The sequence below is a fragment of the Janibacter sp. GS2 genome, from assembly GCF_051200835.1.
In the GTDB taxonomy this organism is placed as follows: domain Bacteria; phylum Actinomycetota; class Actinomycetes; order Actinomycetales; family Dermatophilaceae; genus Janibacter.
On sequence record NZ_CP195161.1, the window covers coordinates 2,422,646 to 2,447,833 of the forward strand.

General features: G+C 69.5%; 17 protein-coding genes. 4 read left to right on the forward strand and 13 right to left on the reverse strand.

What is annotated here, in order from left to right; translation table 11 throughout:
- Positions 1-52 precede the first annotated feature (52 nt).
- The 4 genes from ACR9E9_RS11685 to ACR9E9_RS11700 are packed head-to-tail and all read right to left on the reverse strand — an operon-like array spanning position 53 to position 8,023.
- Positions 53-1,741 carry a hypothetical protein gene (locus ACR9E9_RS11685; RefSeq protein ID WP_435198659.1) on the reverse strand — a complete coding sequence of 563 codons (1,689 nt, stop codon included), beginning with the start codon at positions 1,739-1,741 and terminating at the stop codon, positions 53-55.
- Positions 1,741-2,862, reverse strand: coding sequence for a glycosyltransferase family 4 protein (locus ACR9E9_RS11690; protein ID WP_435198660.1), 1,122 nt, complete (start codon positions 2,860-2,862; stop codon positions 1,741-1,743). The genes ACR9E9_RS11685 and ACR9E9_RS11690 overlap by 1 nt, the downstream gene beginning before the upstream one ends.
- Positions 2,859-3,710, reverse strand: coding sequence for a glycosyltransferase family 2 protein (locus tag ACR9E9_RS11695; protein WP_435198661.1), 852 nt, complete (start codon positions 3,708-3,710; stop codon positions 2,859-2,861). Before ACR9E9_RS11695 ends, ACR9E9_RS11690 begins: the two co-directional genes overlap by 4 nt.
- Positions 3,707-8,023 carry an alpha-(1->3)-arabinofuranosyltransferase domain-containing protein gene (locus tag ACR9E9_RS11700; RefSeq protein ID WP_435198662.1) on the reverse strand — a complete coding sequence of 1,439 codons (4,317 nt, stop codon included), beginning with the start codon at positions 8,021-8,023 and terminating at the stop codon, positions 3,707-3,709. The genes ACR9E9_RS11695 and ACR9E9_RS11700 overlap by 4 nt, the downstream gene beginning before the upstream one ends.
- 145 nt (positions 8,024-8,168) lie before the next feature.
- On the opposite strand from ACR9E9_RS11700, the gene ACR9E9_RS11705 reads away from it, so the two are divergent.
- Complete coding sequence (locus ACR9E9_RS11705; RefSeq protein ID WP_435198663.1) at positions 8,169-9,437, forward strand: lipopolysaccharide biosynthesis protein; 1,269 nt, start codon at positions 8,169-8,171, stop codon at positions 9,435-9,437.
- A gap of 879 nt (positions 9,438-10,316) precedes the next feature.
- Here ACR9E9_RS11705 and ACR9E9_RS11710 read toward each other — a convergent pair.
- From ACR9E9_RS11710 to ACR9E9_RS11740, 7 genes are all read right to left on the reverse strand, one after another.
- Complete coding sequence (locus ACR9E9_RS11710) at positions 10,317-10,865, reverse strand: OsmC family protein (RefSeq protein WP_435198664.1); 549 nt, start codon at positions 10,863-10,865, stop codon at positions 10,317-10,319.
- A gap of 359 nt (positions 10,866-11,224) precedes the next feature.
- Positions 11,225-12,688 (reverse strand): benzaldehyde dehydrogenase, encoded by a 1,464-nt coding sequence (locus tag ACR9E9_RS11715; RefSeq protein ID WP_435198665.1) that lies wholly within the window; start codon positions 12,686-12,688, stop codon positions 11,225-11,227.
- Between the two features lie 198 nt (positions 12,689-12,886).
- Positions 12,887-14,281 carry an LLM class flavin-dependent oxidoreductase gene (locus tag ACR9E9_RS11720; protein ID WP_435198666.1) on the reverse strand — a complete coding sequence of 465 codons (1,395 nt, stop codon included), beginning with the start codon at positions 14,279-14,281 and terminating at the stop codon, positions 12,887-12,889.
- A gap of 67 nt (positions 14,282-14,348) precedes the next feature.
- On the reverse strand, positions 14,349-14,885 hold the full coding sequence (locus ACR9E9_RS11725; RefSeq protein WP_435198667.1) for an NAD(P)H-dependent oxidoreductase: 537 nt from the start codon (positions 14,883-14,885) through the stop codon (positions 14,349-14,351).
- Positions 14,886-14,902: 17 nt separating this feature from the next.
- A complete protein-coding gene (locus tag ACR9E9_RS11730) occupies positions 14,903-15,412 on the reverse strand; it encodes a flavin reductase family protein (RefSeq protein WP_435198668.1) in 510 nt (169 codons plus the stop codon).
- An 84-nt stretch (positions 15,413-15,496) separates the two neighbouring features.
- Positions 15,497-18,499, reverse strand: a complete 3,003-nt coding sequence (locus tag ACR9E9_RS11735) for an ATP-binding protein (protein WP_435198669.1) — start codon at positions 18,497-18,499, stop codon at positions 15,497-15,499.
- Positions 18,496-19,857, reverse strand: a complete 1,362-nt coding sequence (locus ACR9E9_RS11740; protein ID WP_435198670.1) for an MFS transporter — start codon at positions 19,855-19,857, stop codon at positions 18,496-18,498. The genes ACR9E9_RS11735 and ACR9E9_RS11740 overlap by 4 nt, the downstream gene beginning before the upstream one ends.
- Positions 19,858-19,934: 77 nt before the next feature.
- On the opposite strand from ACR9E9_RS11740, the gene ACR9E9_RS11745 reads away from it, so the two are divergent.
- Complete coding sequence (locus ACR9E9_RS11745) at positions 19,935-20,528, forward strand: TetR/AcrR family transcriptional regulator (RefSeq protein WP_435198671.1); 594 nt, start codon at positions 19,935-19,937, stop codon at positions 20,526-20,528.
- Positions 20,529-20,704: 176 nt separating this feature from the next.
- Here ACR9E9_RS11745 and ACR9E9_RS11750 read toward each other — a convergent pair whose 3' ends face one another.
- Together ACR9E9_RS11750 and ACR9E9_RS11755 are read right to left on the reverse strand one after the other, a co-directional pair.
- Positions 20,705-21,583, reverse strand: a complete 879-nt coding sequence (locus ACR9E9_RS11750) for a class I SAM-dependent methyltransferase (RefSeq protein WP_435198672.1) — start codon at positions 21,581-21,583, stop codon at positions 20,705-20,707.
- Complete coding sequence (locus ACR9E9_RS11755; protein ID WP_435198673.1) at positions 21,583-22,188, reverse strand: hypothetical protein; 606 nt, start codon at positions 22,186-22,188, stop codon at positions 21,583-21,585. Before ACR9E9_RS11755 ends, ACR9E9_RS11750 begins: the two co-directional genes overlap by 1 nt.
- A 58-nt stretch (positions 22,189-22,246) precedes the next feature.
- Between ACR9E9_RS11755 and ACR9E9_RS11760 the strand changes: the two genes are divergently transcribed.
- Positions 22,247-24,190 (forward strand): acyltransferase family protein, encoded by a 1,944-nt coding sequence (locus ACR9E9_RS11760; protein WP_435198674.1) that lies wholly within the window; start codon positions 22,247-22,249, stop codon positions 24,188-24,190.
- A 17-nt stretch (positions 24,191-24,207) separates the two neighbouring features.
- Positions 24,208-25,182 (forward strand): sugar phosphate nucleotidyltransferase, encoded by a 975-nt coding sequence (locus ACR9E9_RS11765; protein ID WP_435203639.1) that lies wholly within the window; start codon positions 24,208-24,210, stop codon positions 25,180-25,182.
- Positions 25,183-25,188 lie beyond the last annotated feature (6 nt).

A 25,188-nucleotide genomic window follows, 5' to 3' on the forward strand; every position in this document is an offset into this window, starting at 1 on the left:
CCGAATACTAGACCCACGAGTCACATGTGTGCGAGCCCGACGCACGTGTGCGTCATGTCTCACCGCGCCGGCCCCGCCACAGCAGCACCGCGGACACGACGAGCGCCACCGCGGTGCCGAGGAGGCCCAGCGCCCGCCAGGGGTCCCCGGAGGGCGTCGCGACCGGCGGTGCCCCGAGGTCGTGGACCTCGAGGTCGCCGGCCACGAGCGTCGGCTCCCCCGACACCCCGGGCAGCGACCCCTCCGGAGCGGGCTGGTCGGTCTGGACGACCACCCAACGCACCCCGTGCCCTCGCAGGACCGCGGTGACGTCCTCCCCCTTCGCCAGGGCCGCGGACACCTCCGCCGCGACGCGGTCCTCACCCGCGACGGGGTCCTCCCCCTGCAGGGGCAGCCGGTCGTCGGCGACCACCTGCTGGGGCAGCAACCGGTTCCACGGGTCGAGGAGGACGCGGTCGTCGTTCCACCGGTACTGCCGGTAGGTCGACCACGGGAAGACGGCGACGGGCTCACCGGACGCCGCCAGCCGTGAGCTGACGGTCTCCACCTCGTCCGGCCACGCGGTGCTCCCCCACGCACCGGCGTGACCCCAGGCGAGGGTCGGCAGCGTGGCCACCGGCCAGAGCACGGCGACGGCGAGGAGGACCGGGGGCAGCCGGTCCGTGCGAAGGCGGTCGACGACCCGCGCGGTGGCCACCGCGAGCAGGAGCACCCACAGCGCGGCGAACTTCTGGCCGTCGCGCAGCAGCCCGGCCCCCGGGAGGGTGGTGATGGCCCCCTCGAGCAGGTCCTGACCGCCGGGCACCACGCCCAGCGCGGCGACGGCCAGCCCGACCCCGCCGACGAGCGTCGCGCCACGGGAGAGGGGGTCCTGCCACCATTCGCGCCTGCGGAGGGCCAGGACGAGCAGGACGAGGACGGCCACGAGGGCACCGGACGCCACCGGCCACGAGGTCCGCTCGAGGAACCAGGTGCGCTCGTTCCACAGGCCACCGCCGAGGACGAGGGACCCCAGGGCGCCGAAGGGGGTGTCCGCCGCGGCCGCGAAGGCGCTCGCTCCTCCGGGGTCGGCGGCTCGTGACGCGACGCGCAGGAAGGGCCACCACCACGCGGCGTTGGCCAGCACGGCGACACCGAGGACGATCCCGAGGTGGCGGGCACGCGGCCGTCGCGGGCCCCCCGGGACGAGGACGACGAGGACGGCCACGAGGGTGGCGAGGACGCCCGGGGTGGACCCACCGAGGGCGGCGAGGGTCAGGGTCACCACGAGCGCCGGGACGCCGGTCCCGGTGGACCGGACCCGGGCCGCCGCGAGGAGCACCCACGGCAGGAGAGCGAAGCCGAGGAGGTATCCCCAGTGCCCGATCCCGAGTCGCTCGCCCACCCACGGGTTCCAGGACCACCACGTCGCCGCGGCAACCGCCCCGACTCCGGTCGTGGCCAGTCGGCCCGCACCGGCGCCACCGAGGACGAAGGCCGTGAGGAGGAGGAGCTTTTGCACCAGCCACCCGGGGAGGACCAGCGAACCGAGCGCGACGAGCAGGTCGTTGGGCACCGCACGCGGCACGCTGCCGTCGGTGCCCAGGGTGCGTGGTGACAGGGCCAGGTCGGGGACGAAGACGAGGTCGTAGTGCAGCGTGTAGCCGGGAGCGAGAGCGGGGCCCAGCACGAGGGCCCCGAGGACGAGTCCGACGACTCCCCCGACGACCCCGGTGCGGGGTCGGGCGCTCGCCGTGCCCATCATCGTGACCGGTGGAGTGCCTCGACCTCGCTGAAGGCCCGGCCCATCGCCACGCACTGGGTCGCCAGGTCATGGTGGGCCACCACGTGCCGGCGGTTGCCGGCCCCGACCTCGGCCCGGCGTGCCGGGTCGCGCAGGTGGTGCAGCAGGCCGTCCGCGATGGCCTCGGCGGAGTCCTCGACGAGGTGGTTCGGTGGCCGGACGGCCTCGTCGTTGGTGCCGCACCGGGTGGTGACGATCGGCAGGCCGCAGGCGAGGGCCTCGAGGTAGGCGAGTCCCAGCTGCTCGGTCCACTTCCAGGTCGGCCGTGGTGCGGTCGTGAAGACCGCCGCGGAGCGCATGAGATCCGCGACTCCTGCGGTGTCGAGCGAGCCGAGGAGCTCGACGCCGGTGCGAGGGTCCTCGGCCTCGGCGCGCACGAGGTGCTCCAGCGGACCACGGCCGGCCACCCGCAGCCGTGCCTCGGGGATCTCGCGGCGCACCAGCCGCATCGCCTCGAGGACCCGGTCGATCCCCTTGTTCGGCGCGAGCGGTGAGGCGAAGACGACGACCGGCTCCTGCGTCGGGGTCGCGGCCGGGTGGAAGAGGTCGGTGTCCACGCCGGGCTTGACCACGCGGATCAGCTCGTCGTCGAAGTCATTGGCGAGCAGGTGGTCCCGCGCGGCGTCGACCGTGCACAGCAGGAGGTCGGCGTCCCGGCAGGAGTTCAGCGCCTGCCGGTAGGGCGGGAGCTTGTACAGCGGCTGGTCGGGCAGGTTCTCCCAGGTGATGACCGCCTGGAGCGGACGGCCCGCACCGCCGGACCGGGCCCGACGGCGCCACCGCGAGGCCTGTCCCGTGACGAGGGAGCACAGCTCGAGGGAGGCCACCCAGTCGTACTCGCGGGGGTCCTGCTCGTCGATCCCGCGCACCCAGGCGAGGGCGCCGGCCTCGACGAAGCGCGTGACCGGCCGACGGTAGGTGCTGGGGATCCAGTCGACCGCTCCGACCGGCTCCTGACGGGCCATGGCCCGCACCCGTGTCCCGGGCATCCGGGACATCCAGTACAGCTCGCGCCGTGCCCGCTGGTCGGGCAACGAGACCCAGAGCATCCGACGCACGTCCTCCCGCGACGGGCTCATCGGCTCTCCTGCGCGGCCCGATCACGCCGTCCGCGTCGGGCCCCGAGGGCGTAGCCACCGGCCTCCATCGCCCGCAGGAGCACCATGCCGACCGCGTGCCCGGGATCCGCCAGGAGGCGGCGGTGGTTGCGGGCGTAGGACCGCAGCACCGCGCGGCCCTGGGCGGTGACCGCACCCTCGTGCTCGGTGGCGAAGGCGGGGATGCTGCGGCCGTAGTAGTAGCGCTTGCCCATGACGTCGCGGACGGTCAGCCTCCCTTCGTCGTGGTCGATGATGATCGGCGCGAGCTCGATGCCGGCCCCGGTGGAGCGCATCTTCATCCGCAGGTCGGCGTCCTCGGGTCCGGACATGGCGAGGTGGAAGGCCCCCTCACCGAGCAGGTAGTCGCGGCGGACGAGACGCGGGTTGTGCAGCCACGGATCGTCGAGGTAGCACTCCCGCTCCAGCGCCCGGCAAGCCGTCCAGTACCCGTCGCCGATGGTGCGCTCCGGCAGGGCGATGCCCGTGGCCCCCGTGGCCACGGCCGTCTCCAGGGCCAACGCCACGGTGCGGGGCGGGAGGATCATGTCGCTGTCCAACCAGAGGACCCACGGCGAGCTCGCGGCCTCGATCCCGATGTTGCGCTGGGCGGAGCGCTCCGGGCCGGCGGTGATGACGCGGTCGGCGAAGCGCTCGGCCACCTCCACGGTGCCGTCGGTGCTGTGGTTGTCCACGACGACGAGCGCGACGTGCGGGTGGGTCTGCTCGGTCACCGAGCGCAGGCACGCCTCGAGGGTGCGGATGTTGTTGCGGGTCGGGACGACGACGGTGACGGAGTCCGTCACGGACTGGTCCTCTGGCACGGTCACGGGTCGAGCTCCTCGGGTGGGTCACGTCGCATGAAGGTTCCGATGATGGCCAGGACGAGTCCTGCACCGGCGATGTGGTGGGGCACCAGTGCCGCCTTCACCGCATCGGCACTGACCGTACCCAAGGTGTCGGTGGCGGCGCTCTGGAGGACGAAGGCGAGCGCCGAGGCGAGGACGAGGCCGGCACCGACGGTGATGAGCAGCCCGGCCCGCGGACCGCTGCGTCGCACGAAGACCATCGCGGCGAGCGCGGCGAGCGCACCCCCGATCCCGCTCACGGCTCCCGCGCCGAGGACGAGTGCTGCCTCGAGGGCGAGACGGCGCCGGCCGGTGCGCGCGGCCAGGACGTCGCCGAGGCCGCGCGTCACCGGGCGAGGCGAAGGGTGCTCGGGCTCGGCCTGAACCGGCGCCGGCGCCGGGGTCGCCGTCGTGGTCGTCCCGGCGTGGGCGGCCGGTGCCTCCTCGATGGGACCGGTCGGCGCGTCCGGATCGGTCGGCGCGTCCGGATCACCGTCCTCCGCCGGCGTCGGTTCGTCGCTCCACTCGCTCTCGCGCTGGGCGCGGATGTCCGCGATCCGGCGGCGCGTGATCGGGACGAGGAAGACGATGGTCGCGACGACCAGGCCCAGGCCCGAGATGGCCAGGGCGATGTTGGCCCGCCGCTGCGGGCCGTAACCGATGGTCACCGTGTGCCCGCCGAGGTCGTCGACGTACCAGCCCGCCGCATAGCCGTTGACGACGACCGGCGGACCGAGATCGCTCCCGTCCTCGAGCGTGGCAGTCCACCGGGGGTCGTGCCCCTGGCCGATCGAGAGGAAGTAGGGCTCGGACGAGGGCCCCACGTCCACCGTCATCGACGACGACGTGGCGCTGCGCTCGACCTCGACGACGGGTGCGGGCACCGGCTCGTCGCCCCCGGTCCCCTGCACGTCACGCAGGGTCAGCCCATCGACCTGGAAGCCGCTGACGGGACGCAGCCGGTGCTCACCCCAGCCGATGGACTGCTTCGAGCACCCCACCCACTCGGTGGCCGGTCCGTCGGTCCCGGCGATCTCCTCCGGCTCGGTGGGTCGCATGCTCACCGGCTCACCGTCGATCGTGGCGACGGTGACGCACTCGCGCGAGCCGTCCCCCTTCGCGATGGTGGCCCCTGTGTCGATGCTGGTGAAGCGCGCCGGGCGGGTGCCGTCCGAGTCGTCGACGTCGTCGAGGGTGAGGCGCACGGTCGAGCCCCGGGTGCCCTCCGGGAGGTCGATCGTCGAGGTGCCCCGCCCGAGGGGGCCGCTCGCGACCTTCTTGCCGTCGACGAGCACCGTGCCCCGGGTCGCCCACGCCGTGTCGTCCTCGTCCCCGGGACCGGGCGCCTGGGTGACTGCGACCTGCGAGAGCCCGCGCTCGGGCCCGGTGATCTGCCACCAGGCCTTCGCGACGTCCCCGCCGGGGACCCACGCCGAGGAGGTCGACGCGTCCGCCGCCTTCGATGCGCGGCGGGTCAGCGAGTCGAAGTAGGTGCGGTTGGAGCGCGCCCGGTACTTCGTGTCCATCCCCGCGAGCTCGTCGACGAGCGGCTCCAGCTCCCCCCGGGCCCGGATCTGCCCGCTGGCCCTGAAGGTCCGGTCGTCGGGCATCGTGAAGTCGCGACGCAGGTCCTGCTCGGTGTCGTCCCCGGTGGAGTCGGTGTTGCGCACCCGGGTGAGGGAGACGTCGAGCGGTTGCTCGGCGAAGGCCTGCCGCTCCCCGGACGGCAGCTCGCCGTAGAGCCGGGTGAGCGTCTGGGGAAGCCGGGTCGTGCGAGCCGCCGTGAGGTCGTCATCGCCGAGGTCGATCTCCGAGACCCCCACGAGGCTGAATCCGCCCCCGCGGATCTTCTCGACGGTGAGCTCGACCTCGTCGGTGCTCACCCCGCCGAGATCCACGCTGGCCGTCCCGTCCTCACCGACCGCGACCGACCGGCTCTCACCGCCCGCATCGACGGCCAGGCGCTCGATCCGCACGTCACCGAGGGAGGTCGTGTCGATCTCGATCTCGTCCAGCTCCCGCGCCTCGGGCAACGTCAGGGTGAGCGACTCCCCCTTCGCCCGGTTGAAGTCGCCGAAGAGCCAGGCGGTCCCGGCGTCGCCGTCGATGGCGTTCTCCGCGACCCCGTGCGGGAGGTCGAAGAAGGCGCCCCCCTCGCTCGAGGCGGAGACCTGCACGCCGTCGGTCACCAGCGTGCTCTGGTCCTTCGGGTCGTCCCCGAGGGTGCGGGTGGTCTTCGGGCTCTCGTCGGCGGAGACCACCGCGCCCTGGTTGGCGGTCAGCCGGTTGGAGATCGCGGCGCGGCGCTGGTTGGTGTCGGTGAGCACCATCCGCCCGTCCTGCTCCAGGAGCTCGCTGAACTCGTCGCTCGAGATGTCGTGGGCGTAGCGGATGGCGGGCGACTCCTCGAGCAGTCCCTCCCGGGACAGCGGCGGGATCGCCCAGGCGTCACCCGCGACGATGAGGCTCCCGGAGGAGGGTGTCGCCCGGACCGTCCCCGGCGAGTTCTTCACGCCGTAGAGCTGCAGCGGGGAGAGCACCGCCTCCTCCTCGGAGATCGGCGGCGCACCCCGGGTGAACATGTTTTCGCCCGGCTGGCCGAAGTTGCGCAGCCCCTGGAGGCCGGGGTCCTCGCTGAGCGCCGTCGCGGTCTCTCCGGGGCGGGCTCCACCCGTGTCCTCCCACACGACGTCGTGGCGCAGCAGGACGTGGTCGACACCGAGGTAGCGGGCGAAGGGAGAGATGTCCCGGGTCCCCGCCGTGCCGGACTGCAGGGTGTCGTCGAGGGCGGCGAGGTAGTTGCCGCCGCTCTGCGAGGTGTTGGGGACGGTTTCGGGGATGACGGCGTCCCGGTGGAAGAGGGAGTTGGGCACATCGTCCGGCCGCTCGAGGCTCCACCGGTAGGAGGAGCGGGTCTGACCCGGCAGCAGGAGGACCCGGTGGTTCGGATCCCCTCGGTCGACGGAGTCGGCGGCCTCCTCCCAGTAGTCGGGGACGTCCATCGGCGAGATGTAGAGGTTGCCGGTCACGGCAGGCGCGACGAGGGCGAGCACGACGGCGGTGGACAGTCCCCCGAGGAGCGGGGCCCGACCCGGCTTCCCGAGGAACCGGGGCAGCACGCGCACGAGTGCCCACCCGATGAGGAGGGCGAAGGCCAGCGCCAGCCCGGCACCGATCTTGTTCGTCGTGCGGAAGGCCACGAGCGGGTCGATGACCTCGAAGATCCAGCGCAGGACGGCGGCGAAGGGGGATCCGCCGTATCCCCCCGGGTACAGCCCGACCATGATCACCGCGACCATCCCTGCGGCCACGGCGCAGAAGCGGGCCAGTCGCGCCGGCACGACCTTCAGGGAGAGCATCGCGGCGGCCGGCCAGAGCATGGTGAAGAGGATGATCACCGCGCTGGTGAAGTACAGGGAGTACTGCGGGATCCACGGCCCGGCGTCGGAGGACCCGTAGTAGGACCACAGGCCGAGGCCGCGAAGGACCTCGACGAAGGAGCTCGTCCGGGCGATGCCGTCGAGGGTCTCGGAGCCGGCGGCGATCTGGTTGCCCGTGTCGGTGGCTGCAGCGCCGGGAACCAACCAGTACAGGGAGACCACGACGACGAAGAGGGCGCTCTTCGACAGCACCCCGGCGACCTGTCGCCAGGTCAGACCGCTCTCGCCCTTGACGTACAGGGCCAGCGGCATGACGAGCACGAGCTGGTAGACGGGCACGACGCCGACATTCATCCCGCTCATGCCGAAGAAGGTCAGACCCACGGCCGCCGGCCAGGCCCATCCCGACGGGGTGCGCAGCGCCCGGGTCATCGCGACGAGCATCCACGGCAGGAGGGCCATGGGCAGCGCGATGGCCAGGGTGCTGCCGGCGGCGACCGCATAGGGGTTGGCGATGTAGGCCACGCCGGCGAGGAGGCCGGCCCAGACGCTCGCGGAGGGCACGAGCGTGCGCAGGAGCCGGTTGGCTCCCCAGGCGGCCACGGCCCAGAGCGCCAGGTGGTAGACCTTGAAGGCCATCTCCGGGTCCAGGCCGATCTGGCGCAGGACGGCCGTCACGGCGAGCACGGGGACGAGCCCGACATTGAAGTTCGGTGACCCGAGATAGGGCGAGGAGGTCCACGCCGACAGGTACCGCGGCAGCATCTCCCCGGGCGCGAGGTAGACCTCCGGCTTGATGTCGGTCTGGAAGACGCCCCAGCTGTTGGCGAAGACGATCACGCCGAGGACCACGAGCAGGATCACCGAGACCACACGCACGGAGATCGCACGGGGAAGCCGAAGCCGGCTGCGCACGCTGACGTCTCCTCTCGCCTGGGTCCAGGGTGACGCACCTGCAGCACGCCGGACGGCCGATCCTAGCCGACAGGGACCCCACGGCTACCGAGGCGTAACATCGAGGTCGTCGCCCCGTCCCGTCCCGACCCGCCCGAGGAGTGTCATGTCGTCGCGCGCCCGTCGGGCCCTCCCCGTGGCCGGGCTGAGCCTCGGTCTGGCGATGGGGCTGGCCAACCTCATGGGCTACGTCTTCGTCGCCCTCCTCTCGGCGGCCCTCGGACCAGCGGACTTCGGCGGTTTCTCCGCGCTGAACACCTATGGCGTGCTCCTCGCGATGCCCGCGGGGGCCTTCCAGATCGTCGTCGCCCGCCGCCAGACCCGCGCCCACCGCGATGCCGACGGACAGGTCACCGCGCTGACGACCTCGGCGGTCGTCGGACTCGCCCTGGCGGCAGTGACGATCGCCAGCGCTCCGGTGATCAGGGACCTGCTGCGTCTCGACACCGCCTGGTCGGTCGTCTGGCTGGCACTCATGGTCGCGCCGATGACCGTCACCGGTGCCCTCCAGGGCGTGCTCCTCGGCCGGGAGGCCTATCGACGGCTCTCCGTCGTCTACGTCGTGACCGCGGCCACGCGCCTGCTCGCGGCGGTGTGCGCCGTGGGCTGGGACTTCGCAGTGGCCGAGGTCTTCGCCGCGACCTTCGTCGCCGCGGCCGTGACGCTGCTGGTGGCGCTGCTCCTCGCCCGGGGGGACCTGGCCCCGGGAGTCCGGGCGCCCCGCGCCCTCGAGGTCCTCGACGACCTCGTCCGCAGCAATGTCGCCCTCGCCGGCCTCATGGCCCTGTCCAGTCTCGACGTCGTGCTGGCCAGGACCGTGCTCACCGACCACGACAGCGGCTCCTACGCCCTGGCCGCGCTCTTCGGGAAGGTCGTCTTCTGGGGCACCCAGTTCGTCGCCCTCACGGTCGTGCCCGCTGTCGCCGACGCGAGCGGTGGCGGACAGGTGCGGAGCACGCTCCACCGGTCTGCCCTGGCCGTGCTGGCCATCGGCTCAGTCGTGGCGCTCGGGTGCGCGCTCGTCCCGGGGCCGCTCGTGGCGTTCTCCGGGGGCCCGGCCTACACCGACGCGGAGCCCCTGCTGGTGTGGGCGGCCCTGACCGGCACGCTGTGGGCCGTGATCCAGGTGTGGCTCTTCGCCGGGATGAGTCGCGGCGACCACGTCATGACGATCGTGGTCTGGGCGGCTGCCGGCCTCCAGAGCGCCCTGGTCCTCCTCTGGTTCAACGACTCCCCCTACGAGGTCATCGCGACGGTGGGCGGGACCGCGGCGGTGGTCGCCCTCGTCGGGCTGCTGCGGGTGCCGAAGGGAGAGACCACCCCGGCCCCCGGCTCGGCCGAGACGGCCGAGGCGCTGGGCCTGACCCGGGAGTGAGGCAGGCACGGGAGTGAGGCAGGCACGGGAACTGTCGCCTGATGGTGCGGTGTCATTGCTGACATGGACCATGTGGGTTCGTATCGCACCGCAGAACCTCAATGAACTTCACGTACGCCGCACGGCAGGGTCCCTGGTTCGCAGGCCCTTCTGCCGGCTCGGAGTCGGGCAGACGTCATGAAGGTGGCGGTGCAGCCGCCACTTGGCCACCTGCCCGGTCGGCCTCCGCGCTCTCGACCGACGCCATGCTGTTGATCCACCCTGGACGTCGTATCGCGCAGTCTGAAGCGTGGCCGTGCGTCAACCGTGCAGGGCTGGCCCTGAACAGCAGGTAAGTCGGTCCCGTCCTTGCGCTCCTTATGCCTCGTGCGGTCTGCCACGGCGAACACCTGCGCCGCGTCCAGAACCTCCAAGTAGCCCGGTCGGCGGAGATCGCGCAAGTCTTGATTGCGAGCCTCGAAGAACTGCTCACTCTGTTGCTCCCGTGACGAACTCAACTGGCTCGTGGTCCTCCACACCACGCACGCCAGCCCGCGCCACGCCCAACCACGGGCCAGGCACCGCCGCGGGGAGGAGCTTCCGAGGAAATCAGCGAACGCAGGAGCGCCGAGGAGAGTTCGGCGGAGGCGGTCGGCACGCCAGGACCGCACGCTCGGGATCGAGACGCCGTCCGAGGGCCTGAGGCCGATCTCGTCGAGGCGACAGAACGAGGTCAGGTCAGGGTCGGTGAGAGTGCGTCAGGCACGTCGGGGTCTTCCAGACGGGCAGTAGGAACTTTCATCATCGGAAAGGCCCGGACCCGCCGTAGGAGACCCACTCGCCCGAGGAAACCCAGAGGCAGCCACCGAAAGGCTGAAGCGTGAGCGAGTACTTCATCGGTCATCCACCCACCAGGATGGTCTTCACGGTTACCGCACTGGCCAGCGTGTCCCTGATTGGCGAACGCTGCTGCACCGCATCAGTCAGTTCCTGCAGCTGCTCCCTGCTGGAGTTCGAGGATGTGGCGTGTACGTCGACGCGGACCTCCTGCACTCCTGGTCGCACGGACTCGTCCAGACCGAGGAAGCCGTGCAGATCCAAGTCGGCCCTCATGTCGAGACGCAGCGAGTCGAGCTCGATCCCGCGAGCGGCGGCATTGGCTGCGAACGTGACCGCATAGCAACCGGCCAGAGCCTGTAGCACGTACTCAGCTGGGCTGGCGGCCTTGTCGGTCCCGAGGAGGGCAGCCGGCTCGTCCGACTCCATGGTGTAGCGAGTGGTGTGCGTCTCGACGACCTCCCCGTTCTGGCGAAGGTCGGTAGTCGACGCCCTCTGGTGGCAGCCATCGAGCCATTCGGATTCGAGTCCGAAGGTGACATCGGCGAGACCGGGATCTCTGCCCACGGCATCCAAGGTCGCTGACAGCGCTTCAGTGTCAATGCCGTTCATGATGTTGTCTCCTTGAGTTGCTATCGGTGGTGGGTTGCGCCCAGCCGAGGCCGGGCTTCTTCGCGCCGAGAGGACGGTCGTGTTGCCAAAGACGTCGCCGGGCCCATGGCCGCGTGCGCAGAGTCGATCTCGTTGAAGGTGATGACTCGACCGACAAGAGCATCGATCTTGCCAGCTTCGACGAGGTCGTCGTCAGCGGTTGCCTGCTCGTCGTGGGGTGCCATGGCACCCCTGGAGCAGCTGTTCATCGGCTCTTCACAGATGAGAGCCACACCCTCATCTGTGAAGAGCCAAGAACGCGTCCTTGCGTCATCCGCTCCGGCTCGTTTCTCAGGCGGGACGGACGTCCACCGGGGTGGTCAGAACGGGAAGCCGTGCGCTGTCTCTCGCGAGGTGACCCACTGCCAGGTGGTGAACTCGTCCCAGCTGGACATCGAGCCGTAGCGTGTGCCGTTGCCGGACGCGCCGACCCCACCGAAGGGGGCATAGGCGTCGTTGTTCAGCGTCTGGTCATTGACGTGAACCATGCCGGTGCGCAACGAGCGCGCCAGTCCGAGGCCCCGGGCGACGCTGCCGGTCTGGATGGCTGCCACGAGGCCGTACTCGCTGGAGTTGGCCACCGCGACAGCCTCGGCCTCATCCTTGACAATGGTTACCGGAGCGACCGGACCGAAGATCTCCTCACGGAAGGCCGCCATCTCCTGCGTCACACCGGCCAGGACGGTGGGCCAGTAGAAGGGGCCGTCTTGCTTGCCACCGGCGCGAACCTCGGCGCCGGCGGCGACCGACTCGGTGACGATGCGGTGGACATTGGCGGCCTGTCGCTCGTTGATGAGCGGGCCGAGTGCCACCTGCTCGGTATGGGGATTGCCCACGGGGAGTGCTGACGCCCGATCCGCGATGCGGGCGAGGTACTCGTCGGCCACCGATTCGAGCACGATGTGTCTGCCCGCGGTCATACACACTTGGCCTTGGTGAAGGAATGCCCCCCAAGCACCCGCGGACGAGGCGACGTCGAGGTCCGCATCATCGAGAACGATCAAGGCATTGTTCCCACCGAGCTCGAGCGAAACCCGCTTGAGGTTGCGGCCCGCTGACGCCCCCACTTCGCGACCCACGGCCGTCGACCCAGTGAAAGCGATCATCGCGATGTTCGGGTCACGGGTCATGGCGGCGCCCGGCTCGGCGTCGCCGGCGAGGACGTGAAGCAGCCCCTCAGGCAAGCCGGCTTCCTCGAAGAGCCGCGCGACGAGAACACCGCCGCAGACGGCCGTCTGCACGTCCGGCTTGAGGACGACCGCGTTGCCAAGTGCGAGCGCTGGCGCGACCGCCCGCAGGCTGAGCACCTGCGGGAAGTTCCATGGCGAGATCACACCAACGACACCGAGCGGCAGGCGCCGCGCCACCGACTCGCGGCCCGCCTCGCTCGAGGGCAACAGCAAACCGTGCGGCTGGGTCGGCAAGGCAGCCGCCTCGTGGAGTTCGCCCAGCACGAGGTCCACCTCGAAGGCCGCCTTGCCCGGGACGCATCCACCTTCGCGGATCAACCAGGTTTCGAACTCCTCACGGTTGACGGCAAGAATCTCCGTAGCCCGGCGGACGACAGCCGCCCGCTCCGGGCCGGTCTTCGCCGCCCACTCGGGCTGCGCGGCCGCAGCCGAGGCAGCAGCCCTGGCGATGTCCTGCGCATCGGCTGCGCCAACCTGGGCGAGGGTCTCCCCAGTGGCCGGTTCTATCGCATCGATCACCCCGCCTCCGGCCTCGACCCAGCCATTGCTGAAGACTTTGCCCTGCCACGTGGCCCGATCCAAGAGTTTGCTCATGTCAGTCCTTTTCGTTGTCATCGTCGAGGTCGTGACGGCTGCTGCGCACAGCTAGTACGCCCTGCTCGAAGCGGTGTGATGTCGCTTGCAACAGCTCAGGTGCGAGGAGGACCTCTTCGACCCCTGGGACAGTCCCTTCATCGGAACCGTCGACATGCACACCTACTGAGTACGCCGCTCGCCGCCTGGCTGGCTGGCTCATCCCGAGATGGGTTCCCGGGAGTACGTGTCGACGATCCGGCGCATCGGATGATCTTCACTCAGACGCTTCTCGCCGGGTCCGGAGACCAGCTCCCGAAGTGTCGGCCCCTCGTCGTCGTACGAGGTGCGCATCCTGCCCCGTCGCTGCAGTTCGGGCACCACGAGCTCCACGAAGTCCTCGAAGTCGGCAGGGCTCTGTACGGAGATGAGATTGAAGCCGTCGATGTCGGCTTCGTCCATCCACCGCTCCAGCTCGTTCGCGACCGTCTGAGGTGAGCCCACGAGGACGGGCATCAGACTGGAGACCTTCATGTACTCGCACATCTCCTCGAACGTCCAGTCTCGCTCGTCGTCGATTGAGCCAAACATGCCGGCAATGTGCTGCATCCCTTGCGACTCGAAGGCAGCCATCTTGTCCTCCGGCGCAAAACCCGCGAGGTCCACGCCCGTCCATCCGCCGAAGAGCGCCAGTGTCCCGTCTACCTCACCGTTGGCTTGGTAGCGCTCAAACTTGGCTCGGGCGGCTTCGTCGGTCTCATCCACAACGGTCGTGATCGCAGCGAGAATCTTGATGCTCTCCGGGTCCCGCCCCTCCTTCGCTGCTGCCTCGCGGATCCTCTTGCTGGTGGCTGCCCCGGTCACAGTGCTGGTGTTGACGGTGAACACGGCCTCTGCGTGTCGCCCGGCGAAAGCCGTTCCTCGCGAGGATCCACCCGCTTGAACGAGGAAGGGAGTCCGCTGGGGGGATGGCTCGCACATGTGCGGACCCTCGACCTGGAAGTACTTCCCCGAATGCTGGATCTTGTACACCTTCGCTGGGTCGGTATGGGTGTTCGTTGCGTGGTCGAAGACCACTGCATCCTCGTCCCAGCTGTTTTCCCAGAGCTGGTAGACGACATCCATGTACTCATCGGCCCGGTCATACCGCTCGTCGTGCTCGAGGCGCTCGCCCAAACCGTTGCGATAGGCGCTGTCGAGGTAGCCCGTGACGATGTTCCAACCAATTCGGCCATAGGTGTAGTGGTCGAGCGAGGAAAACAACTTTGCCGCGTGAAAGGGGCTGAAGAAGGTCGTGCTGTAGGTGCAGATGATGCCGATATGGTCGGTAGCCTGCGCAAGCATCGGGGCCAGGACCGTCGGGTCGTTGCCGGGGAACTGCACAGCATGTCGCACGGGGTGCTCGGCCTTGTCTTCGTACTTGTCGTAGAGGCCGTGGACGTCCGCGAACATCATGGCGTCGAAGCAGCCGGACTCAAGGAGCTGCGCCAGGCGGATCCAGTAGTCGGGGCTCTTGTAGTCCCGGTGCCTGTCGCCGTCGTCCTTCCATTGGCCGAAGCTGTGTTCTGCAGCAGCATTTTGCGAGAAGCCGTTGATGATCATTCGTTTGGACATGACATTCTTCCTTTGCTGGTGTGGTGAGGGACAGGGAGGAGGCACAGTTGCTCTGTGACGGTGGTGTTCATGACCCCCGGAGGGTGGGAGCCCAGCGCGAGGCATATCTCTCGAGCCGCCCGTCGTCGTGGTACGAGCTGTCGACGAGGAAGAGACCTGGCGCCGGGCAGACGAAGCCCACCTCGCAGAGGAGCGGGCGCAAGAAGATGTCGGCAGCCAGCGAGTGCCTCATGTCGCCGCCGAGCATCAATGGCACGGCTATGACCCGCGAGAGGTCATCGCCACCTGGAAGCCGGTCGATGAAGAGTTTGAGTAGGCCGGTGTAGGTGCCCTTGTACGTCGGAGAGGCGACAACGACGAGCGAGGATCCGGCCAGGGTCGCGATGGTCCCTTCCAGGCGAGGACCCTCGTCATGGATCAGGTCCTCAGTCATGAGGGTCAGGTCCACGACGTGATCACTCGGGCCCCCGGTCAGCTCGTGCGTCAATCGCTGGGCGGCATCCAGGGTGCGGGAAGCGGGCTTGGGGTTTCCCACCACGATGGTCGATGCCATGGGGAGAGTTCCTCTCGGGGCGCGGGCGTCCGGAAGGACAGGGCGATTCATGGCGGAGCCTGATTGGCTCACGGCCGAAGGACCTTGAAGGTCGACCCGTGGAAGACAAGTGGGGCCGTCTCGGGGCGAAACCCCATGTCCTCGATCCGCAGGAGCACCATGACGTGGTCGCCGGCGGGGTACTCGTCGAACAGGCTGCATTCGAACCACGCGGCCGCGTCGTTCAACACGATGGCGCCGCCTTCGGGTGACGTTCGGTACGACAGACCAGCGAAGCGGTCGATGCCCTTGGCGGAAAGCTGACGACAGGTTTCGCCCTGTTCCGCGGCAAGAACGCTGACCCCGAATCGGCCGGCGTCGCGCATCTTCGGCCATGTCGTGGACGTCATGTCCACGCAGATCGACACCAATGGAGGGTCGAGCGAGGTGGTGACGAAGGAGCTCGCGGCAAGACCCACGGGTCGCCCTTCCCCCATCGTGCAGACGGCAGTCACTCCCGAGGGGAAGCAGCTGAACGCCTCACGCAGGAGAGCGGGGCGGAAGTCGTACCTCATTGAGTCGTCCACGGTGTCGGTCATGTCACCCTCCACGTTGAGTGTGCTGTGTAGGACCAACACTGTCGTCAGTGCGCCGCAAGGGCATCCGTGCTGACCACCGAAGTCTCATCGGTGTGCGGTGATCAGCTCCTCGCAGATGCGCGCATGGCGTCCCATCCCCATGTCGGCGTAGGCACTCTGGGCTCGCTCGAGCATGGTCGTCGCACGATCGCGTTCGCTCGAGCGCCCCGTCATCAAGAGCAGCATCCCGTGCACACGCAGAATGTGCGCATGCTCCACCACGTGGGGCAATTCCAGTGACTGCGAGAGTGCCTTGGCGAAGTGGGCTTCGGCTGCCTCCCACGCCCCGCCCGCCGCGGCCGCGATCCCCGCGGACCTCTCGAGGAGGCGGCCGTCCCGGAACTCAATGCACACGACCCCGGTGTCGCGGATACACCTGAGGACCATCGGGTAGAGCCGATGGGCGTGCTTGAGTTCGCCCATGACCGTCAGGCCTTCGACTGCGGACATGAGCATGGTCCAGGAGCCGTAGGTGTTGACCTCGCCCGGCAACGGCAACCGGTGCGCATGATCGCGCAGCATCCGAAGGGCCTCGCCGTTCTGACCGTCGTAAGCCAAGAACTCGAACAACGACGACCAGGCCCAGCCAGTCATGCCGGAGTGCGGCTCCGTTCGGAAGGCCTCACGCAGGTGCGCCTCCGCTCTAGCCCAATCGCCGCCGAGGAAGGTCGCCAAGCCCAACCACCCCAAAGAGTGGTCGGCCATGCCGGTGCCGACCGAGCGACAGAAGTTGAGGTCCGTGCGTGCGAACAGCTCGAGCGCCTCGACGTCACCGTGACGGTAAAACTCCACCTGTGCTTCCATCCGCTTGCCCTGTTGCCAGGCGCCGTAATTTCCCACCCGCTCGGCGAGCACATCCAGCTCGTCACACACGGCGCGCGTCTCGGCCACCTGTCCGAGGCCAAGATGTGCAAAGGCAAGGAAGCCGAGCATGCTGGTCAGCTCCCAGAGCTCGCCGGCCTCGCGAAGGACAGGCGCAGCCTCGGTCCCGGCCGCGACAGCTGCTCCATGCTGGAGGAAGGCGGTGTGGTGCACCGTTGCCGACGCCAGCCACCGTGCGCGGGAGAGGTCATCTCCGAGGTGTTCGGCAATCTTCATCTCCTCGAGGAGGGCCACCGAACTGGACCGATGGTCCCCGAACCACGCCGTCGCGAAGCTGACGTTCCCCAGCAGGGCGGCCCGTTCCGGGCTCGGAGCCCGGCTGAGTTGGGCGAGCCCTTGGTTGGCCAGGCTGACGGCCTCCTCCAGCCGCAGCCCGAACGCAATGTTGTAGCTGGCAGCGAGGCAGGCGCGAATCATGCTTCGTGCGTCGTCGAGGTGGGCAGCGATGTCTATGGATGTGCGCCATGAGGCGACGGCGTCGGCCCACTGTCCCACGCTCCGTTGGGCAAGGCCCAGTTGGAAGTGGAGCTCGGCCTGCTGGTTCTGGGTGGCCACGTCGCGGAAGCGCAGAGCCCGCTCGAAGTACTCCAGCGCCTCCTCCGGTGCCGCTCCGTTCAACGCGGACCGGCCGGCCATCGTCAGGTGGTGCAGGGCCATCGAGCGATTCGGGAAGTGACCGGACCCCAGCAGATGTCGGGCGATCTCGTCGGACCGGTCATGACCATCGGGGACCACCGCGCGCTCCAACGTGCGGGCGATGGTGGCGTGCAGCCGTCGTCGTCGTGGCCGGGATATGTCCGAGACGATCTTGCGGCGCACGATGGCGTGGATGAAGGAGAACCTTTCATCGGAGATCCCGGCGCGCAGTGGCGTCACGTCGTAGATGAGCCCCGCGTTGGTTGCCTCCTCCACGCACCCGAGTAGCTCGGTCTCGGGGATCTCGGCCACTAGGCCCAGGAGAGGGAGTTCGAACTCGTGACCGAGGACGGCGGCGATCCGCAAGACGTGCTGGGTCGTCGGTCCCAGACCCTGGAGCCGGCCGTCCACCACGTCGTTGACCGCCAGTGGGATGGGGCGTGTGGTTCCGGATCGCAACGGTCCGGCGTTGTCCTGGACGGACCTCAGCAGCTGCACGGTGAAGAACGGGTTCCCTCGTGTCTCGGCGCAGACGCTGGCAGCCAACGCCTCAGCCGACGCGAGGCTGGTTCCCGCGTCAGATCGATGGATCAGTTCAGCGACTTCGAATCGCCCGAAGGGATGCAACCTCATCGGGGTGTAGTAGGGCTCCCGGGCGAGGTCCGCCAGGAGTGAGGACTGGTCCTTGTCCACCTCGCCGTCTCGGTAGGTGAGCACGACCATGACCCTTCCGAGGCGGGGGCCGCGCAGCAGGTGCTTGAGCAGGAAGACCGTCAGGGGGGGCGCCGCGTGAACGTCGTCCAGCACGAGCAGGACGGGGCCGCGGTCAGATGCACTGCGGAGCAACCGACCCAGCCCTTCCACCAGGCGGTGTCGAAGGACGTTCGGTCCGGCGTGGCGGGGAGTCTGTGGCGCCGGCAGTCGATCGCTGACACCCGGCATGATCCGGGTGAGGTCCGGGAGGAGGTCACCGATTGCGGTGCGGAGTTCTTCTGGTGGACAGGAGCGTACGTATGCGGAGAGCGCGTCCCCGAGTGCCTCGACAGGGCCGGTGCGCTCTTCATGACACGTGCCGTAGAGGACCGCGGCCGCGTCGGGCATCACTGCCCGTGCCAGCTGCGCGGCGATGGACGTCTTCCCGATGCCAGCCTCGCCGCTGATGGAGACGACACGCTGCTCCCCGTCCAGGACTTCGTGCCACGTGGCCTTCAGCAGGCGCAGTTCCTCCCGGCGACCGACGAAGGGAGCGGTGCCGTTCCAGTGGAGTAGGGCCGACGGGGGCTCGATCGACTGGGGCCCCCCAGCCGCTAGCTCGGTCATTCGGTCAGACAGCGCGATGCGGTCATTGACGTCGAACTTCGACAGCAAGGAGGAGATGTGGCTCTCGACCGTTCGTATGGAGAGGGTCATGGCCTGGGCGATTTCAGCGTTCGTACGGCGTCGGGCCACGAGGAGCAGGACCTCGGCCTCGCGTGCGGTGACTCGATGGTGGCGCAAGGACTGGCCAAGGGGGCCCGGCTGCGTGGTCATCGTGGCATCCGAGGGCATTCGCGGTCGTCCATGGAGGGGCGTTGCCTCCGGTGGGGCATCACCCGCCTCCTTGCTGACGCCAAGTTTCGTTGACGCGACTCCTTCAACTTGGGTTCCTCCGGTCGATCCACGAGTTCCGCATCAGCGCGCAGGGGGACGGATGCGTCCAGGGCCCGCATGGCCAGTGCGCCGAGGGCCGGTCCCGGCGCGAGGACGAGGAAGGCGTACCGCCAGCCGATGCCGTCGGCGATCATGGGGACCACCTGGATGCTGACCACGGTCAGCGCGAAGCCCAGCGCGGTCTGGGCAGTGAGGGCGGTCCCGATGAACCGTGGATCGGCCGTCTCGCTCAACGAGGTGGAGAACACGCCGGAGTCCGCGATCACCGATGCACCCCACACCGCGCAGAAGGGAACGAGGAGGAGCGCTCCGGCGCCGAAGGCGAGTGGGGAGAGCACACAGCACGTTCCGCTGACGACCAGAGCCGTCGCGGCGGCCCTGGGGCGTCCGAACCGGTCCGCGCCCCACCCGCCGAGGAGACACCCGATCGCCCCGCAGACGCCCATGGTGACGAAGACGACCAGGCCGATGGAACCCGGCAGGAACGCCGCCGCGGGACTGCTGGCGAGGAAGACCGGCACCCACACCCAGAGGGCGTAGAGCTCCCACATGTGCCCGAAGTACCCGAGGTTGGTCAGGAGCGGGCCACGCTCGGTGAACATCGTCACCGCGTAGCGGGGCCGGAGGGTCTGGGCCGTCGGTAGGTGCGGGCCCGGTCGCACGACGAGCACGGCCACGAGCGCGCCGAGGACGCCGAGGCCGGAGGCGATGAGCAGGACCGTGGGCCAAGGGAGGTCACCCACCCCGCCGATCAGCTGGGGCGTGATCGACCCCAGAGTCAGCGCACCGATGAGCACACCCAGGGCCAGGCCCCTGTTGGAACTCGGCGCCCACGAGACCATGAGCTTCATCCCGACCGGGTAGACCCCGGCCAGACACACTCCCGTGAGGAACCGCACGGGAATCGCCGCGCCCATCCCGTCGACGAGGAGAGCGAACCCCACAGTGCACATGGCGGCGGCTGCGGCACCGGCAGCGAGGAGGCGGTGTGCGGGGAACCGGTCGGCGAGGTTCAGGGCAGCCGATGCGACGGCCCCGACGACGAATCCGAGCTGCGTCGCCCCGGTCAGCCACACGCCGCCGGCAGTGCTGATGCCCCAGTCCTCGCGCAGGGCGGGTACGACGGCGGAGACCGAGAACCACACGGCCAGCCCCAGCACCTGCACCGCGGCAATCGCAGCTCGTTGTCGGCGAGCCGTCGCGCCCTGCTCCTCGTCCACCCGTGGGTCCTGGATCATCCGCGCCACCTCGTCGTGTTCGTTGGGTGGACACTAGACAGACCTGTCTGCCTACGCAAGGGCGTACCATGAGGCTGATGGAGGAGGTGGTCCGTGTGGCGCAACGAACCCGGCCCAACAAGCGGGATCTGATCGTCCACCAGGCCTCGAGGCTGTTCTACGAGCGCGGAACCGGTCTGGGTGTGGACACCCTGATCGACGAGATCGGCGTCGCGAAGATGACGCTCTACAAGCACTTCGGGACCAAGGACGAGCTCATCGTCGAATGCCTGCACCACATCGCCTCGCGCTACCGCGATCACCTGCGCCAGGGCCTGTCCGCCGACTCCTCGGCCACGGATCAGGTGCTCGGGATCTTCGACTCCTTGCGGGAATGGTTCATTCGACCGAGCTTTCGGGGGTGCGCCTTCGTCAACGCGACGGTGGAGCTGAGCGACCCCGCCCACCCGGCACACGAAGCCGTGATGCGGCACAAGGCGAGTACCCGCGAGTGGGTCACCGAACTCGTCGCGCGGTGCGATGTCACGGACCCACAGCTCGTGGCCCGTCAGATCGTCCAGCTCATGGAGGGCACGATCATCACGGCGTTTCTCGAGCACGATCCGACGGCGGCGGACGTCGCCCGTGTTTCCGCGGCACAGGTGCTCGCCGCGAGCGGGAGGCACGACTGAATCGTCCGCCAGCCGGCCAACCCGATTTTCGGGATGGTCGACAAGACGTTCTGCTCACCACCGGTTCGCGACGTCGATCACCAGACGGGCGCCGCAGCCCCACGCATGGTGAACTCATTCAAAAGCCCTGCGGTGCCTCTACCCTGGCGGAGCAACTCCGCCAGCAAGTCTTGTGCCTATGACTCGCCCTGTTCCGACGGTCTTTCCTGTGTTCCTCGCGAGTCGATCGAGCTGGCCCTCTTCGAGGGGTAGAGCTTCTTCGCCAGCGGGATGAGCTCCGGGAAGCGGTGGATGGCCGTCCACGCGGCCTTCTGACCGGGACCGAGGGAGGAGAGGTAGGTCAGACGGCGCCAGCGCACGTCCCAGGGCTCGGCGCTGCCACGGGCGGTGTCCTCGTCCCGACGGAAGCTCAGCGCGTGCAGGCCGTTCGCCCAGCGCGGGTCGCCGTTGGTCTCGGCGTCCCAGCGGCGCTCGACGCGCCACTGCGGGTGCCTGGCGATGAACTCCTCGTGCGCCCCGCTGACCATGGGGTAGGTGGCGTCGTCGACGAGGACGACCGCTTCGTCGGCCAGCCAGGGCTCGATGATCCCGAGCGCGAGGTAGTGCGAGAGGCCGGTGTGCTCACCGTCGTAGAAGTAGACGCCGACCGGACGGTCGATGACCCCCGGCCGGCGCAGCAGCGAGAAGCAGTTGCCCTCGATGAGTCGAACGTCCGCGTGGGCGGCGTGGGTCCGGAGGTTGCGCTCGAGCTCGGCGCGCGCCTCCTGGCCCTGCATGCCGAACTCGAGGTAGTTCTCCACGATGTAGAAGGCCTTGTCGCTCACACCCCGGACCGCAGCGCACATCGAGCGGCCCTTGTAGCTGCCGACCTCGAGGTAGCACTCGTCCGCGGGCAGGACCCTGGCTGCTGCGTTGAGCACCGCGAGCTCGTTGGCCGAGGTGTACCCGTTGACCGTCGCAGCGATCTCGGCGAAGGCCGGATCCCGCGGCTCGCTCGTCTGCGGGTCCCCGCCGAAGGCCAGGTCGACCTCGGCGAGGAAGTCCTCGACCCGCATCAGCGCCAGCCGTCCGAGGACCAATCGTCATCGGTGCGACGCCGCGGCGCCGGGTCGGCGAAGTCGTCATCGCGCAGCACCGCCCTGCGGCCGCCCGCGCCCCGGCGGGAGGAGCGGGTCGGTGCGACCTCGACGTCGTCGGGCGTGCCCACCTCGGGGTCACCGTCCGTGGCCCGCCCGCGACTGCGGCCGCGGTCAGGGTCGACTCCACGCAGGGACCCGCGCGGACCGCGACCACGCTCTTCGCGGTCCTCGCGCAGGTCGATGTCGCGAGCACGACGACCGTCCTCGTCCAACTCGTCCTCGTCGTCGCGCTGGCCGCGGAGCAGCCACATCGCGCCCAGACCGAGCAGCGTCACCCCGGAGAGCCCGGAGTACATGGCCTTGTTGCGCTCGACCTTCTCCGGTACCTGGCACACGTTCTCGGCCTTGGTGTTGGGCGAGCTCGGCGACCCGCACTTGAAGATGCCCTGGTCACCGCCGGTCTCGAGCACCACCGGACTGGTGTAGAAGAAGACTGCCGCGAAGAGGAGCGGGATCGCGAGGATGATGGCCAGTGGGGCGAACTTCCGTGTCGGAGAGATCGCCTCGGTGTGCTCAGTCATACAGCGCATATTACCCACGGGTCGGGTCATAATGAGTCGCCCCCTCCGGAATCAGGACATGACCTCGCCAGCACCGACGCACACGTCCCTGCCCTACCGCCCGGCCATCGACGGCCTGCGGGCCCTTGCCGTCCTCTCGGTCATCACCTACCACGTGCTGCCCTCGGCACTGCCCGGTGGCTGGTTCGGCGTCGACGTCTTCTTCGTCATCTCCGGCTTCCTCATCACCTCGCTCCTGCTCGCCGAGCACCGGCGGCGGCGCGGCCGGATCGATCTCATCGGCTTCTGGCTGGCCCGGGCCCGTCGGCTCCTCCCGGCGCTGTTCCTCGTCCTCGCCGCGGTCCTGGCCGCCGCGACCTTCCTCACCCTCCCCGGCCGGACGACAAGTGTGGCCGGCGACGTCATGGCCACCCTCGGCTATGTCGCCAACTGGCGCTTCGTCCTCGGTGACGAGGCCTACTTCGGCCAGCTGGCCTCCCCTTCGCCCGTGCGTCACGCGTGGTCGCTGGCGGTCGAGGAGCAGTTCTACATCCTCTACCCGATCCTGCTCATCGGGCTGCTCGCGCTCATCCGCCGCCGCGCGACGCTCGTCGGCGTCCTCGTACTCCTCGGCGCCGGCTCAGCGCTGCTCATGGCACTGCTCCACCACCCCGGCATCGACCCCAGCCGCGTCTACTACGGAACCGACACCCGGGCGCACCAGCTCCTCGTGGGTGCGGCCGTCGCCGCCTTCATCAGCAGTGGACCGGGCGCGGTGGACCGCGACCTCGTGCGGGCCCTGGATCTGTGGTGCCGCCGCCTGGCCCTGCCCGCACTGCTCGTCGTGCTGTCCGCCTTCTGGTGGGCCGGAGCGGCCCAGAGCGCCCTCTTCGAAGGGGGAGCCGTCGCCCTCTCCGTGCTCATCAGCGTGGTGCTCGTCGCCGCGACGAGCCCGTCCACCTCGTTCGTCCAGACGGTGCTCTCCTGGGAGCCGTTGCGCCGGATCGGGGTGGTTTCCTACGGCCTCTACCTGTGGCACTGGCCGATCGTCATCTTCCTCAACGACCAGGTCCTCCCCTGGCCCACCTGGGCACGGGTCCTGCTGCAGGTCACCCTGACCGGGGTGCTGGCCTGGCTGTCCTACCGCTTCGTCGAGCGGCCCGTCCGCCGCGAGGGTGTGCGAGCTCTGGTCCCCCGACTCCCCCGGACGAGTGCGCTGATCTGTTGGGCCACGGTGCCTGCACTCATCCTCGGTGCCCTGACGATGCCTGCCGCGGCGCGCACGGTCGCCCCGCCCCTCGCCGGCTCCGGGGAGGTCACCATCCCCGACGTCAGCTACCGGCCAGGTGGCCAGCTGACCTCGGTGGCCTTCATCGGCAACTCGGTCCCCGAGAGTCTGATCACCAACTTCCGCTCATCCAACCACCCTGATCTGCGGGTCACGGGCGTGACGAACGTCGGGTGCGACCCACTGGACGCCCCTCGGTTCAGCGACGGGGCGACGGTCCCCGACCGGAAGGGTTGCGCCCAGTGGCGTGAGAGCTGGACGAGCGAGCTGCAGAAGGATCGGCCCGACGTCGTGCTCTACTTCGTCGCCCAGACGATGGTCACCGACCGCATGGTCGACGGCCGCCTCGTGAAGCTCGGCTCGCCGGAGTGGGAGAGGCTCATCGAGGACAATCTGGACAAGGCGGAAGCCGCCGCCGCGGGGAGTCATTTCGCCGTGATCAACCTCGCCTGCCACCGGATGCCGACCTTCAGCAGCGAGGAGATCGAGCGGGTCAACGACACCGACGTCGTCACCACCCTCAACGAGAGCGTCGAGGCCTGGGCGAAGGCGAATGACGTCCCGGTCCTCGACCAGTACTCCCGGCTGTGCCCCGGGGACGACTACCACAGCCGGGTCAACGGTGTACCGCTCTACGAGGACGCCATCCACTTCACGGACCGGTCCGGCCCGATCTTCTGGCGCTGGCTCGCACCGCGCCTGCAGCAGATCTCTCGGGGGGAGGACCCCTCCTGAGCCGCACCGACGCCATCATCCTCGCCGGCGGGCACGGGCGCCGGATGCACCCCCTGACCGCGGACTGCCCCAAACCCCTGCTGCCCGTCGGCCCCTGGACCCTCGTCGAGCACCAGGTCGCCGCCCTCACCGCCATCGGCGTCGACCGGGTCGTGCTGTCCACGGGATACCGACACGCTGACTTCGCGGGCCTCATCGCCCGACTGCACGCGCGGGGTGTCGACCTCATCACGGTCGTGGAGGAGGAACCACTGGGCACCGGCGGTGGCCTCCGGGAGGCCCTGCGGGCCCTGCCGGACGCGGAGGCGGTGGTCGTCCTCAACGGCGACCTGCTCTCCGGGCACGACCTCGGCGCCCAGGTCCGTCGACTACGGGCCGCGCCTCCCGAGGTGGTGGGCGTGGTCCACGTCCGTGAGGTGGCCGACGCCCGCCCCTACGGCAGCGTGCTCATCGATGACGACCGGCGGATCACGGCCTTCGTCGAGAAGTCGCCGACGCCCCCTTCGCACACCGTCAACGCCGGCACCTACGTCGTGCGCCCGGACCTCGTCGACGACCTGCCCGACACCGGACCGGTGTCGCTCGAGAGGGAGGTCTTCCCCGCCCTCGCCACCCGCGGAGCGCTGCTCGCCCACGACGCGAGGGCCTACTTCCTCGATGTGGGCACCCCCGCCGGCCTCGTCACGGCCAACCGGGACCTGTTGCTCGCCCCCTGGCCGGGGGCCGCCCCCACCCCGCAGGGTCCCGCCCTCGTGCTGGCCGGCGCCACCGTGGACCCGAGCGCAGAGCTGACCGGCGGGACGGTCGTCCATCCGGGCGCCCTCGTCGGCGCCGGCGTCACGATGGATTCGGCCGTCGTGCTCACGGGGGCCCGGATCGACGCGCACGCACGGGTCCGACGGTCCGTCATCGGCCGAGGCGCGCACGTGGGCGCTGGCGCACGGGTCTGCGACGACGCACTGGGGACCGGCGAGGTCCGGACGGCGCCCTGACGAGGC

What these genes read in the sequence shown, in the direction of transcription:
- ACR9E9_RS11685 (WP_435198659.1), bottom strand. Translation starts at nt 1,741, where the DNA reads ATGGGCACGGCGAGCGCCCGACCCCGCACCGGGGTCGTCGGGGGAGTC.
- ACR9E9_RS11690 (WP_435198660.1), bottom strand. Translation starts at nt 2,862, where the DNA reads ATGAGCCCGTCGCGGGAGGACGTGCGTCGGATGCTCTGGGTCTCGTTG.
- ACR9E9_RS11705 (WP_435198663.1), top strand. Translation starts at nt 8,169, where the DNA reads ATGTCGTCGCGCGCCCGTCGGGCCCTCCCCGTGGCCGGGCTGAGCCTC.
- ACR9E9_RS11710 (WP_435198664.1), bottom strand. Translation starts at nt 10,865, where the DNA reads ATGAACGGCATTGACACTGAAGCGCTGTCAGCGACCTTGGATGCCGTG.
- ACR9E9_RS11715 (WP_435198665.1), bottom strand. Translation starts at nt 12,688, where the DNA reads ATGAGCAAACTCTTGGATCGGGCCACGTGGCAGGGCAAAGTCTTCAGC.
- ACR9E9_RS11720 (WP_435198666.1), bottom strand. Translation starts at nt 14,281, where the DNA reads ATGTCCAAACGAATGATCATCAACGGCTTCTCGCAAAATGCTGCTGCA.
- ACR9E9_RS11725 (WP_435198667.1), bottom strand. Translation starts at nt 14,885, where the DNA reads ATGAATCGCCCTGTCCTTCCGGACGCCCGCGCCCCGAGAGGAACTCTC.
- ACR9E9_RS11730 (WP_435198668.1), bottom strand. Translation starts at nt 15,412, where the DNA reads ATGACCGACACCGTGGACGACTCAATGAGGTACGACTTCCGCCCCGCT.
- ACR9E9_RS11735 (WP_435198669.1), bottom strand. Translation starts at nt 18,499, where the DNA reads ATGACCACGCAGCCGGGCCCCCTTGGCCAGTCCTTGCGCCACCATCGA.
- ACR9E9_RS11740 (WP_435198670.1), bottom strand. Translation starts at nt 19,857, where the DNA reads ATGATCCAGGACCCACGGGTGGACGAGGAGCAGGGCGCGACGGCTCGC.
- ACR9E9_RS11745 (WP_435198671.1), top strand. Translation starts at nt 19,935, where the DNA reads ATGGAGGAGGTGGTCCGTGTGGCGCAACGAACCCGGCCCAACAAGCGG.
- ACR9E9_RS11750 (WP_435198672.1), bottom strand. Translation starts at nt 21,583, where the DNA reads ATGCGGGTCGAGGACTTCCTCGCCGAGGTCGACCTGGCCTTCGGCGGG.
- ACR9E9_RS11755 (WP_435198673.1), bottom strand. Translation starts at nt 22,188, where the DNA reads ATGACTGAGCACACCGAGGCGATCTCTCCGACACGGAAGTTCGCCCCA.
- ACR9E9_RS11760 (WP_435198674.1), top strand. Translation starts at nt 22,247, where the DNA reads ATGACCTCGCCAGCACCGACGCACACGTCCCTGCCCTACCGCCCGGCC.